The organism is Dickeya sp. NCPPB 3274, from assembly GCF_000406205.1.
Lineage (GTDB): Bacteria > Pseudomonadota > Gammaproteobacteria > Enterobacterales > Enterobacteriaceae > Dickeya > Dickeya fangzhongdai.
In genome coordinates this window covers 1-12,862 of record NZ_AOOH01000049.1, presented here as the reverse complement: position 1 = coordinate 12,862, position 12,862 = coordinate 1, and the positions used below count along the sequence as shown (strand labels likewise).

Below are 12,862 nucleotides of genomic sequence, written 5' to 3'. Positions count from 1 at the left end.
CAGAATGATCACAAAATCTGCGCAACTTCTTGCTCACTTTCCAGCATAAATCCCTGTTTGCGCAATGGATGCCGTTTTTTCGGGAAGTCTGCGCAATTTTTTGCTCAAATTTGACTTAGGGAAAATTTGACTTAAGTGAATTGTGTTTAAAAACAATAATATATTAATTGGCATGGAAGTTGCTTTATAAACGGCGAAGTCATACTAACCGTTCAACAACAAGGAGCAAGACTATGCCAACTCCATGCTATATCAGCATCGAAGGGAAAACCCAGGGCAATATCACCGCCGGTGCCTTCACTTCCGACTCCGTCGGCAACATCTACGTGCAGGGCCACGAAGACGAGATGCTGGTGCAGGAATTCAACCACGTCGTTACCGTACCGACCGACCCGCAGTCCGGCCAGCCTTCAGGCCAGCGTGTGCACAAACCGTTCAAATTCACCGTGGCCCTGAACAAGGCCGTGCCGCTGCTGTATAACGCGCTGGCCTCCGGTGAAATGCTGCCGACCGTGACCCTGAAGTGGTTCCGCACGTCCGTGGAAGGCAAGCAGGAGCATTTCTTCACCACCACCCTGACCGACGCCACCATCGTCGACATCAACAACCAGATGCCGCATTGCCAGGACCCGTCCAAGCAGGACTACACCCAGCTGATTGAAGTGTCACTGGCCTACCGCAAGGTGGACTGGGAGCACACCGTGGCCGGGACTTCCGGCTCTGACGACTGGCGCGCGCCGATCGAAGCGTAATCACGCCGTCACCCGGACTCCAGTCCGGGTGTTGTCGTTTTCAGCCTGCCCTGAGCGATGAAAGGGGTCATCGCTGAGTGCGGACGCAGACAGGGAATAAGGAGGAAGTCAGGTGGCCAACAGTACCGGATTGCAGTTTACCGTAAAAATCGGCGCGCTGCCGGAGAGTACCTTCGCGGTGGTGGATTTTGAACTCGGCGAGGCGCTGAACCAGCCGTTCGCCCTGTCGCTGAATCTGGCCAGCAGCCAGCCCGGCATCGACTTCGGCGCGGTGCTGGACCAGCCGTGCGAGCTGCTGGTGTGGTACGAAGGCGAATTGCAGCGCCGGGTCAGCGGTATCGTCAGCCGCTTTGCCCAGGGCGACACCGGCTTTCGCCGTACCCGCTATCAGGCCGAGGTGCGCCCGGCGCTGTGGCGGCTGGGGCTGCGCACCAACGCCCGTATCTTCCAGACCCAGAAGCCGGACGCGATTATCAGCGCCCTGCTGGAGGAAGCCGGGATTACCGATTACGCCTTCGCCCTGCGCCACGAGCACGCGGTGCGCGAATACTGCGTGCAGTACCGCGAAAGCGACCTGGCGTTCATCAACCGGCTGGCGGCGGAAGAGGGGATGTTCTACTTCCACGAGTTCGACGCCGGCAAGCACCGGGTGGTGTTCGCCGACGACGCCGGCGCGCTGTCCAAAGGTCCGGAACTGTTCTTCAACCTGGCGACGCAGGGGCTGACCGAAGGCGCCTATGTGCGCCGTTTCCGCTACGCCGAGGCGGTGAGCACCGCCGAGGTGGCGCTGAAGGATTACAGCTTCAAGACCCCGGCCTACGGGCTGCTGCACAACAAGATGAGCAGCGAGCTGGACCATCAGCGCGAATCCTACCAGCACTTTGATTATCCCGGCCGCTTCAAACAGGACCCGAGCGGCAAGGCGTTTACCGGCTACCGGCTGGACGCGCTGCGCGCCGGGGCCATGACCGGCAGCGGCGAATCCAACGCCGCCGAACTGATGCCGGGCAGCACCTTTACCCTCACCGAGCACCCGAACCCGGCGTTTAACCTGGCCTGGCAGGTGGTGGCGGTGACCCACAGCGGGCAGCAGCCGCAGGCGCTGGAAGAAGAGAGCGGCGGCGAGCCGACCACGCTCAGCAACAGTTTCGAGGTGGTAAAAGGCACCGCCACCTGGCGGGCGGCGTTGCCGTACAAACCGATGGTGGACGGCCCGCAGATTGCAACGGTGGTGGGGCCGGCAGGCGAAGAGATTTACTGCGACGAATTTGGCCGGGTGAAACTGCAGTTCCCGTGGGACCGCTACGGCGCCAGCGACGACCAGAGCTCGTGCTGGGTGCGGGTCAGCCAGGGCTGGGCCGGCGGCCAGTACGGGCTGATTGCCATTCCGCGCATCGGTCATGAGGTGGTGGTGAGCTTTCTGGAAGGCGACCCGGACCAGCCCATCGTCACCGGGCGCACCTTTCACGCCACCAACCCGTCGCCGTATCCGCTGCCGGCGAACAAGACCCGCACCTCGCTGCGCACCAATACCCACAAGGGCGCCGGGTTCAACGAACTGCGTTTTGAAGACCAGGCCGGGCAGGAAGAGGTGTTTATCCACGCCCAGAAGGACATGAACACCGTGGTGCTGAACAACCGCAGCACCTCGGTGAATGCCAACCATAGCGAGAACGTGGGCGGCGACCAGACGGTGGTAGTGCAGCACAACCAGACGGTGTCGGTGAAGGAAAATCAGGTCACCGAGATTCAGGGCGAGCAGACCGTCGCCGTCACCAAAACCGCCACACCACCGTTAACGACAACGAGTCGCTGCAGGTGAAAAACAATATCGCCATCCAGTCCCAGAGCGGCGACATCCTGATTGCCACCGCCGGCGGATTCATCGCCATTGATAAGGACGGCAACATTTCCATTACCGGTAAAGGACTGGTGCTGAACGGTACCCGTATCGATTTGAACTAAGGGAAACGCAACGTATGTATCAGATGAATGAAGGCACCCTGGCGATACCGGCAGGCTGGCGCGACGAGTCGCTGCACGTGTTTGTGCTGCCGGGCGATACCGCCAATCTGGTGGTCAACCGCACGCCGATTGAGTTCGGCCTGTCGCCGGACACCGTCTATGAACAGACGCTGGCACAGTTTTCCACCCATCTGAAAGGTTACGAAGAGCGCGCCGCCTGGGAGCTGACGCTGGACGGTCTGCCGGCGCGCGGACTGGAGTACAGCTGGCGCTCGCCGGAAGGGCCGATGCATCAGGTGGTGGTGATGCAGGTACGCGGCGAGCTGTTGCTGACCTTTACCATTACGGCAGCCGGTGAACTGAAGGATGAACAGAAAACCGCCCTGCTGGCGGTGATTGAGACGTTTACCGCCGCGTCCTGAAGGGAGTCACGATGCTCAACGATATTCTGAGCCGGGTGGCCCGGGTCGGGGCCATGCACGCCGGTAATCGACCCAATCCGCCCGCCGACCGGCCGCAGCCCTGTCAGGGCAAGCCGCCGACCTCACCGGGCAAGACCATCAAGCACAAGAGTTTCCTGGGCGCGCTGGCCGGCGCGGTCGCCGGGGCGCTGGTGGCAGCGGCCGTAGCAGCCGTGGCGGTATTTCTGGTGGGGGTGACCGGCGGGCTGGCGGTAGCGGCCGTCGGGGCGCTGGCGGTGTTTGCTGCCGGTGACCTGATTTCCGCGGTCACCAATAAGGTGTCGGCAATGGTGGACAGTGCGTCGCCGGCCTTCGGGCCGGTGGCGACCGGCTCCGGCAACGTGTTTGTCGAAAAACAGCCCGTCGCCCGCGCCACCCAGGACACCGTCGCTTGTACCAAACACAACAGCCCACAACTGATTGCCCAGGGCAGCGAGTCGGTATTTGTGAATGACGCACCGGCTGCCCGTATCGACGATAAAACCGTCTGTGGTGCCACCATCAAGGAAGGTGCCTCGACGGTATTTTTCGGCTCCGGTCAGGGCACCTATCTGGAGATAGCCGACGAATTCAGCTGGTGGGAAAAGGCGCTGCTGATTGCGGTGGAGTTTCTGGTGCCGCCCAGCCGGGGGATGCTGAAGGGACTGGGGAAGCTGTTTACCCGCAATGGTCTGAAAAGTGCCTTAAAGGGCGCGAAGGCCGGGGCACTGTTTATCACCAAAGTCCCCGGAAAAATGGGGTGCGCCGCCAGGGCGTTTAAAGCCAATAAAGGCATGGCCAGATTCAAAGAAGCGGCCAAAGCGTTCAAAAAAGACCCGGTGTACCTTGCCAGCGGCGAAGTGATTGAATCCCGCACCGATATCGAACTGGGTCAGACGCTGCCGCTGGTGTTTGAACGTGCCTATCGTTCCTCCTCGGCGCACACCGGGCTGCTGGGCTGCGGCTGGCACGACAGCTGGAGCGACGTGGCGACGGTGACGCGCGACGGCCTCAACACCCACGTGGTTATCACGCTGGCGCAGGGCTATGACATCGATTTCACCTTCCATCAGGACGTGCAGGCGGTGTACTGCCCGCACTACCCGGAGTTTACCCTGCACCGCCGGGGCGAGGGTTTCAGCCTGTGGCACCGCGACCAGCAGACCTGGCGCGATTTTAGCGTGGTACAGGGCGAGCGCCGGCTGCTGTCGGCCATTCACGATACCCACGACAACCGTATCGAACTGGTGCGCGACCCGAAAGGCTACCTGCGCCAGTTGCGTCACAGCGACGGCGTTACCCTGCTGCTGGTGTGGCAGGGCGACTTCCTGCACCAGATTCAGCGCACCGACGGCGGCCAGAAGACGCTGCTGGCCGAATACCGTCAGGACGAACAGGGCCGACTGATTGAGGCCAACGCCACCCAGGCCTATCACCTGTACTACGAGTACGACGCCGCCCACCGGCTGACCCGCTGGCACGACAACGACCAGACCTGGGCGCGCTACGAGTACGACGCGCAGGGGCGCTGCGTCTACACCACCTGCGCCGACGGCTTTCTGACCGCCCGTTTCGACTACCTCCCCGACCGGGTGGTGATGACCGACGGCCTCGGCCAGCGCAGCGAATTCGGCTTTAACGACCTGCACCTGATGAGCTGGGAAAAATCCCCGCTCGGTCACGTCACCCGCTACGACTACGACGATTACGGCAACCTGCTGCGGGAAATCTCGCCCGCCGGGCGGGTGGTCGAGTTCGGCTATCTGGACGATACCGGGCGGGTCAGCACCTTTACCGACGGCAGCGGCCACCAGTGGCAGTACGACTATGATGAGGCGCAGCGGCTGTGCGGCGTCACCGACCCGCTGGGACGCGAATGGGGCTGGGTGTATGACGCCGAAGGCAACCCGGAGCGGCTCACCGGTCCGGATGCCAGCGAAGTGCGATTCACCTGGAACCGCTACGGCCTGCTGACGCAGGTGAGCGACCGGGCCGGCGAGGTGCAGGCGCGGTTGCAGTACGACCACCGCCAGCGGTTGCTGAGCGCCACCGACGCCGAGAGCCGCACCCAGCAGCTGCGTTACGACATGCAGGACCGGGTGGTGCAGTGGCAGCGCCCGGACGGCGCGCGCTTTGGACTCGGTTACCGCCGGGCCAGCTGGAAGCTGCCGGAGCAGCTGATGCGCCCGGACGACAAGGAAGAGCGGCGCCAGTACGACCGCCACAACAACCTGCTGAGCTACGTGGACGGCAACGGCGCATTGTGGCGCCAGACCTTCGGCCCGTTCGACCTGCTGACGTCGCGCACCGATGCCGAAGGCCGCACCTGGCGCTACGACTACGACAAAGAAAGCCAGCAGCTGACAACCGTCACCGCCCCGGACGGCAGCCGCTGGCAGTGGTGGCTGGACGCCGACGGGCGGGTCATCCGCGAGCGCGACATGACCGGCACCGAGACCCACTACGACTACGACGAAGACGGCCTGTGCGTCAGCGTGCGTAACGGCGAAGGCGACACCCGCCACTTCCTCTACGACGCCCGCGGGCTGCTGCTGCGCGAAACCGCGCCGGATGACAGCCTGCATTACCGCTATGACGCGGTGGGTCGCCTGACCGAGGTCTCGTCAGCCACCGCCCACGTACAGCTGGAATACGACCTGCGCGACCGGGTGGTGCGCGAATGGCACAACGGCACGCTGCTCACCCGCCAGTACGATGACGCGGCCCGCACCGTCACCCGCACCCTGACCTGGGACGGCGATGCGGACGACACCACACACGCCCTTGCCCCACTCACCAGCCTGTTCCATTACACCCGCACCGGCGAACTGCGGCAGGTGCAGTTGCCGGACGGCGCCGACCTGACCCTGACCCAGGACGCAGCGGGCCGGGAATCGCTCCGCACCGGCGGCAGCGGGTTTGTGCAGCGGCGGGAATACGACGTGATGGGCTGGCTGACGCGGGAGCAGAGCGGCGCGCAGCACGACGGTCGCCTGCTGGCGGCCCAGACGCGGGAATACCGCTACGACGGCGCCGGTAACCTGACCGGGGTGCGCCACAACCGCGACGCCGAAGGCTACCGGCTGGACGCCAGCGGCCGGGTGCAGGAAGTACTGAGCGGCGGCGCGGGCAAAACCGTGGACACCACCGCCCGCTACCACTATACCCGCACCGGCCTGCCGCAGGAGGCAGGACGCCTCACCGAGTGGCAGTCTGGCAGACTGGTTCAGCACGATGACACCCATTACCAGTACGACAGGGCCGGACGGCTTATCCGTAAACAGGTGCTGCAGCCGGGCTACCGCCCGCAGGTGTGGCAGTACCGCTGGGACAGCCGCAACCAGCTCCGGGTGGTGGACACCCCGACAGGCGAGCGCTGGCTGTACCGCTACGACCCGTTCGGCCGCCGGGTGGGCAAACGCTGCGACCAGAAAGCCGAAGAAATTCGCTACCAGTGGGACGGCGACCAGATAGCCGAAGTGCGGCACTACCGCCACGGCCAGCTGGTGGCCCGTCGCCACTGGGTCTACAACGGCTGGGAGCTGGTGGTGCAACAGCGGCAGCACACCGGCGGCGACTGGGAAACGGATTTTGTCACCAGCAGCCAGAACGGCGCGCCACAGGCACTGTTCGCACAGGACGGCGCACTGCGCTGGCAGGCCCCGAAAGCCACGCTGTGGGGACGCCGGCAAACAGAACATTCGGAAAGTCCGGACCCCGGCCTGGCCTTCGCCGGGCAGCTCCGTGACAGCGAAAGCGGGCTATGCTATAACCGCTTTCGGTACTACGACCCGGCCGGTGGGTGCTATGTCTCGCCAGACCCGATAGGGATACAGGGGGGGGAGAATAACTACGCGTACGCGCCCAACCCGATTGAATGGGTTGATCCGCTGGGGTTGGTGCAATGCAATGCGCCGAACGGTTATAAGACAGGTGATGTTGATCCTCATGGCAATTTATCACCAAATGCAAACAGAGCATCGGGTCATCTGAATACTAAATCTGATGGTTTTGTTCAAAGCCATCATCCTATTCAGGATGCTTGGGCTAAGAAAAGAATTAACGGGTATCAGAGAAACTCTGCCCCCGCTACATTACTAAAATCCTCATCGGGTAGCCCTCACGCTAAAATTAGTGCAGCTCAACGCGCAAGACGAGCTATGCCGAGCGGATGGGATACATCTTTGAAACAAGAGTTCAATACTAGCTATAGAGAGATGCTTGATGCAGGAGTTCCTTCTGGACAGGCTAAAAAAGCCCTTAGTGATGCATACAAATATTTTGATGGATTGAGAGAAAGTAATATTGGCAACCCATTTTTTAATATTTAATAAATGCGAGGTGACTTTTTGTGGATAAAAATAAAGCGATGGAAAAATTAGTAGATATAGAAAAATTTATAGGCAAAGGGTTGCCTATCGCATATAAAAAATTCTTGTTTGAAGAGATTGGCGAAAATGAAGCTTATGAAATCCAAAATTCGCGTGGTGATTTAATTTATATTTATAACTATCATGATGTAATTGAAAGAAACAAAACATATACAATACAAGATGTTGAACCTAATTATTTTTTAATTGGCCAGGATGGGGATATAGGGTATTTTATTTATCTTCATGATAATAGTGATAAAATTTATAGTCTAGATCTTGGTGCTCTTGGTAGCCTAGACATGGATGAGGAAGCGAAGGATATTTATAGCTTACGCGCTTAGTCTTTAAATAAATCCGGAAGCGATCTTAACGATCCTTCCGGCTATTTTTTACCTGCTGTTTAGCTCAACGCTCAGACATTAATCTCCGTCTCAATCACTATCCTTCCCCGCTCGACCGTCACGGTAATCGGCATCCCGGTCATAAACCCCGACTCTTCCAGCCAGCGGCCTTTAAGATTGACACAAGCAAGAGGCAGAACATCTCCTACCGTGCTAAAACTCGTTTCATTCACAAAACGGCTAATGGCAGCGACTGCCGCCGCTGCTATGATGCGTGGCAGGCAGGGACGTCACAGTGTGGCGGTAGCGTGTCTGGGGCTAAAAGTGCGCGTCGGGGTGTTCGGGTTGCCGTGGTGTTAAACAGGCCGAAAATGCCACCTGAAAAACACGTTACATCAATGGGTTAAGTACACTAAAAAGTACGACGTTCACCGGATAATCCCTATGACCCGATAGGGATAGCGGGGGGTGAGAGTAATTACGGGTATGTATACAACCCTATAAGCGGTATTGACCCTTTAGGTCTAAACGGTAAGAAATGTATGGGTGTTAGTGGATCAGGTCATCACGTTCCATCCGTAAGAAAATCACAGGGAAGGCCTTTTGAGGTTGCACGCTCCGATAAAACCCGCCCGACTTTATTTCCTAGGGGTAAAGAGCCAGAGCATGACCATTGGCGAATGCATGATGCAGAAAGAAAATATATAGGCACAAGGCAAGGTGACTTTGCTGGTTCTGACAAAAAGTTGTTTGATGCTTATAAGAAAGCGTATTCGGGTTTGGACGATATTAAAGTGGATGTTCGCTCTCCAAATGGTACACATATATTGGGTTCAAATGTAACACCGAGCCAAGCCGTAGACCTAATTGAAAACTGGCTTACCAAACAAGGGTTGATGTAATGATTAATAGCAATCTTATGGACATGGAAAATGTGTTATCTTCACCATCATTTTTTGATTTCTTAAAAAATCTGGATGTGGACAATGCATTGGATTCTCGCGATTCAAAAACATTTGATTCGGAGTGGATGAATAATTTCAACAGATTGGAAAAAGAGGTTTTTAGTAAGGATGATTTAGATTTCATCGATATCCTTCGTGAAAAATCCTTTAAACTTTCATTTAAGATTATCAAAGAGCCTGAAATTGCATCAAGAATATCAGATGATATTGAAATAATAGCGAAAGACATATTGAAGGGAAATACTAATGGCTGGCCTATAAACTATCTTTGGCAGTCATATAAAAATGGGAAATTCCCTGCTTGATATTGACAAAGCCGGAAGCGATCCCAACGATCCTTCCGGCTGCTTTTTTATGCTGTTTAATTCAACGATCAGATATTAGGCTGTGTCTCTTAATTCATATTCACTGATTGATGGTGAAAAAATGCATTAAATTCGCTCATTTATGAGCCGATTTCGTACATTTCCACTGCCATCACCTGTAAGCGTTATGTGATTTTCCACCACGCAGGTGATTAAGAGACACAGCCTGGATTGAATGAGGACGTACTCTATTAACCAGATCCTGAAATGGATGTGGGGGATCCGCGCTCCAGCGCCGTTTTTAGTGTGTCACCGCTCAGATGGTCGGTGATACCATCAGTTGATGCCCATTGCTCAAAAATGGACAACAGTTTATAGGGCTGCCTAATTAATGGGCTAATAGCCTCATTATGTTTACAGGCGAGCCAGAATAATCGGGATAACGGCGTGGATATCCGCGTGGAAGACGACGATGATGTTTGGTTTTTGGTCGGCATGTTGATTAACTTTTCCAGTTCAGTATGTCGGATGACAAAGCAGGCATCTTGCGGTAGGTCATGAATTGGAAAGTAAGCTTTTCGGAGGTCTGGATTCACGCCTTGTTGTAAAATTCTTTGATAAATATCAGTCGACATTTTTTCAGGGAGCCGCATGATTTTCTGGTTTATTCTTTCCTGCCATGTGAGCTTTTCGAAAACCTGAAATATCTCTCCTGAAAGGGTTACTGATATACCGTAATTGATCTCATTCTCACCGATGTGTGGCAATGGAATGTGCAGGGAGCGAGCAAGCAAGCGTTGTACCATAACGTACTCATGTCCCGCTAATAGCGTATCGATAATTGGCTGGGAGGGGATAATATATCTTCCCTCAGTACTGAGAATAAGATTTCCTTTGCTAAGGAAACTGTTTCGATCAAGCAAACAGAGTCGGTCGATGAATGAGTGTCCAACTGGGCGTAGCTTCAATTTATTATCTAATGTTCGTATTTTTCGTAAAACAATCGGTGATTGGAAGTAGATGGAAAGGTTGATATCGCCATATAAAGCATGGCGATAAATATCACTGTCTGTCAGTTCTATTTTTGTTGTTTTTTTAGCTATTCTGATTGCCTCTTGTATCGTCATCCATTCAGGCATACTGCTTTTCGTGTTTAAAAGGAAGGTCTGTTTTTGCATGATGTAATCTCCTCAGCATGACAACCTTTCCTGTGTGTAGCGAGTCACTGTTGGTTAATAAAGTTGCCGGGTATGACGTTAAAATTTTATATGTAAATCAATAGGGTGAAAAAAGGTTGTTTAGAATGACCTGGTTTATGTTATTTTTTATTTTTTGTTTTTTCAGTAAATAAAATAACAAATCCACAAGGAGTGATGTAGCCTGTATCACAATTGGGCTACCGCCTGCTGTGGCAGCACCATCACGGCATCTGAGATATGCACTCTTTAGTTTTATGAATGGATGCCATCAAATCGTTTCATACTGGCCTGAACAGCCCAGAACTGCTCTGTCAGATTGAATTTATAGAATGAAATTTTTACTTAAGGTGATGCAGTTTGTCATGAAAATATATGTGCTGCTGTCATTATTGGTTATTACGTGTTAATTCAGGTGTCTTTGAGTGTATGGAAAGGGTAATTGGCATCCCTTCAGTATTAAAAGGATGCCCCAGCGTAATTGACGGGGCGTTTTCGTTTGCCATAGCTTGCTGCGTCAGGTTGCATGGATGCTTGCCGTTTTTGACACTGGCGATGATGGTGTTGCGGTCATGAAGAATGCGTCACCAATATGCCGTCCGGCCTGATGACCGGGTTGACGCCATAGGCTGTTTGCACCGAGGGACTGGCAGCAGGGCATGTCGCCTGTCGCGGGGATGATGGCCTTGACCGAATCAGGAGAGGAGCCGGTAAAGCCGTCGTGCGGGGAAGCCGGGTCAGCCAATGCGCCTTTCGGCTTGGTCAGCCTATGCGTCCTTGAGCACGTTGTGAATCCTTGCAGGAGCCGGGCTTTATGGCCGCAACCGGAAGAAGCAAACAATTTCCCCGGCGCAAACGCCTTCCTCGCGTAGCAAATTCTTTGCCTCTTCCGGTCCTTCACGGTGTTGCGGTCGCAAGCGATGCGGCCAGCTCGGCTCCTGCCATTCGGATCACCACAAAGGACGCGACAGGCGCGACCTTAAAAATCCGAAAGGAGTAACATCATGGCTAACATCGGCACCTTCACTGCACAAAACAACGGCTTCACTGGCACCGTCCGCACCCTGACCCTGAATGTCAAGGTTAGGTTTATCCCCTGCGACAAAAGCAGCGAGCACGCCCCTGACTTCCGCATTCAGACCATCGGTGGTTACGACATCGGCGCAGCCTGGCGGAAAATCAGCCAGGCCGAACGGCCTTATCTGTCGGTGATGCTCGACGACCCTTCCTTCCCGGCAACCCTCTATGCTCGCCTTATCGAAGAAGAGAATGGCAAGCACCACTTGATCTGGTCGCGCAGCAAACCGTCGGCCTGACAGCCAGACACCTCGCCCCGCCAGTCACGGCGGGGCACACACTGTTTACTCCGGCAATGAATCCGTGGCTCATTGCGTTTTTACTGCTCTTGAGGGGAGCAGCGTCACTTGCGCATAAACATAGGGCGCAACGTAACTTTCCCGATTCATATCCAGATAATCCGACCACCATTGCATTATCGCTTTTCGGGCATCAAGGTATTCCGCTTTATGGATGTACGCCGCTCGCACGCTGTTGCGCTCCTGATGGCTCATCTGGCGCTCAACCGCATCCTGTGACCACAGGCCGGATTCCATCAGCGCGCTACAGGCCATAGCCCGGAATCCGTGGCCGCAGATTTCATCTTTCGTGTCATAACCCATCAGACGCAACGCCTTGTTGACCGTGTTTTCGCATATCGGTTTATACGGATTGTGAGCGCCGGGAAATATCAGCACCTGATGCCCGGAGATTTCCTGTATTTGTCTCAGAATAGCGAGGGCCTGCCGGGAGAGGGGAACGATATGCGGGCTACGCATCTTCGCGCCACGCCCGGAATAACGCACGCCGGGGATGACTTCGCGGGTAGCGGGAATAGTCCAGATGTGGTTTCTGAAATCAATTTCCGACCAGCGAGCGAAGCGCAATTCGCTGGAGCGGATAAACAGATGCAGGGTGAGTGATACCGCCAGCCGGGTTAATTCCCGTCCTTGCCGGTAGTCCTCCATGCGAGTCAGCAGTTCCGGTAGTTGTTCCAGCGGCAGGGCAGGGTAGTGGCGTTTAACCGGCGGGGCGATAATACCGTTCAGATTGGCCGCCGAATTATTTTCAATCAGCTCCTGATGCACGGCATGACGCATGATGTTGCACAGGTGCTGCCGGGTACGTGCCGCCACTTCCAGCAGCCCTTTTTTCTCAATGCCTTTCAGCAGGTCGATGAAATGACGGGGTTTCAGCTCCGTAACAGGCAGGTGCCCGATGACCGGAAAGATATGGTTGTTCATGCTGGCAAGCAGACGGGTGGCATGGTTCTCTGACCATGTCCGGTTGCTCTTGTGCCAGTCCAGCGCCACAACCTTGAATGATTTTTCTGGTGAGCGGGGCGCTTTTTCTGCCGCCCGTTGGTGCGCGGGGTTGATATTCTGCGCCAGCAGTTTACGGATGCCGTCACGCTGTTGACGCGCATCGGCCAGCGATACATCGGGGTAGGTACCTAAACCGAGGCGGGA

General features: G+C 55.8%; 10 protein-coding genes and 1 pseudogene. 8 read left to right on the top strand and 3 right to left on the bottom strand.

The features are described from left to right. Positions 1 to 233: 233 nt before the first annotated feature. The 5 genes and pseudogenes from DXX3274_RS00045 (at position 234) to DXX3274_RS00025 (ending at position 7,871) form a co-directional block, all read left to right on the top strand. A complete protein-coding gene (locus DXX3274_RS00045) occupies positions 234 to 752 on the top strand; it encodes an Hcp family type VI secretion system effector (RefSeq protein WP_022633128.1) in 519 nt (172 codons plus the stop codon). 112 nt (positions 753 to 864) lie between these two features. Next, positions 865 to 2,717 (top strand): annotated as a pseudogene (gene tssI / locus DXX3274_RS00040) (type VI secretion system tip protein TssI/VgrG). A 14-nt stretch (positions 2,718 to 2,731) separates the two neighbouring features. Beyond that, positions 2,732 to 3,139, top strand: coding sequence for a DUF1795 domain-containing protein (locus DXX3274_RS00035; protein WP_042857857.1), 408 nt, complete (start codon positions 2,732 to 2,734; stop codon positions 3,137 to 3,139). Between the two features lie 11 nt (positions 3,140 to 3,150). Beyond that, positions 3,151 to 7,488: an RHS repeat-associated core domain-containing protein gene (locus DXX3274_RS00030; protein ID WP_084478634.1), complete on the top strand. Its 4,338-nt coding sequence runs from the start codon at positions 3,151 to 3,153 to the stop codon at positions 7,486 to 7,488. Between the two features lie 20 nt (positions 7,489 to 7,508). After that, positions 7,509 to 7,871 carry a hypothetical protein gene (locus DXX3274_RS00025; protein WP_042857855.1) on the top strand — a complete coding sequence of 121 codons (363 nt, stop codon included), beginning with the start codon at positions 7,509 to 7,511 and terminating at the stop codon, positions 7,869 to 7,871. Between the two features lie 71 nt (positions 7,872 to 7,942). Here the strand turns inward: DXX3274_RS00025 and DXX3274_RS24365 are convergent, their stop codons facing one another. Beyond that, positions 7,943 to 8,104 (bottom strand): SymE family type I addiction module toxin, encoded by a 162-nt coding sequence (locus DXX3274_RS24365; RefSeq protein WP_256379560.1) that lies wholly within the window; start codon positions 8,102 to 8,104, stop codon positions 7,943 to 7,945. A 309-nt stretch (positions 8,105 to 8,413) separates the two neighbouring features. Between DXX3274_RS24365 and DXX3274_RS23515 the strand changes: the two genes are divergently transcribed. Both DXX3274_RS23515 and DXX3274_RS00020 read left to right on the top strand, forming a co-directional pair. After that, positions 8,414 to 8,773: a hypothetical protein gene (locus DXX3274_RS23515; RefSeq protein ID WP_238556024.1), complete on the top strand. Its 360-nt coding sequence runs from the start codon at positions 8,414 to 8,416 to the stop codon at positions 8,771 to 8,773. Beyond that, the gene (locus tag DXX3274_RS00020; RefSeq protein ID WP_042857854.1) at positions 8,773 to 9,141 is read left to right on the top strand and encodes a hypothetical protein; all 369 of its coding nucleotides are present in this window, start codon (positions 8,773 to 8,775) and stop codon (positions 9,139 to 9,141) included. Before DXX3274_RS23515 ends, DXX3274_RS00020 begins: the two co-directional genes overlap by 1 nt. A 251-nt stretch (positions 9,142 to 9,392) precedes the next feature. On the opposite strand, the gene DXX3274_RS00015 is transcribed toward DXX3274_RS00020, so the two are convergent. Next, positions 9,393 to 10,319: a hypothetical protein gene (locus DXX3274_RS00015; RefSeq protein WP_042857853.1), complete on the bottom strand. Its 927-nt coding sequence runs from the start codon at positions 10,317 to 10,319 to the stop codon at positions 9,393 to 9,395. A 1,022-nt stretch (positions 10,320 to 11,341) separates the two neighbouring features. Here DXX3274_RS00015 and DXX3274_RS00010 point away from each other — a divergent pair. Further along, positions 11,342 to 11,653, top strand: a complete 312-nt coding sequence (locus DXX3274_RS00010; protein ID WP_042857852.1) for a DUF736 domain-containing protein — start codon at positions 11,342 to 11,344, stop codon at positions 11,651 to 11,653. Between the two features lie 69 nt (positions 11,654 to 11,722). Here the strand turns inward: DXX3274_RS00010 and DXX3274_RS00005 are convergent. Beyond that, positions 11,723 to 12,862: tyrosine-type recombinase/integrase (locus tag DXX3274_RS00005; protein ID WP_042857851.1), on the bottom strand; the 1,140-nt coding region annotated here is incomplete at its 5' end.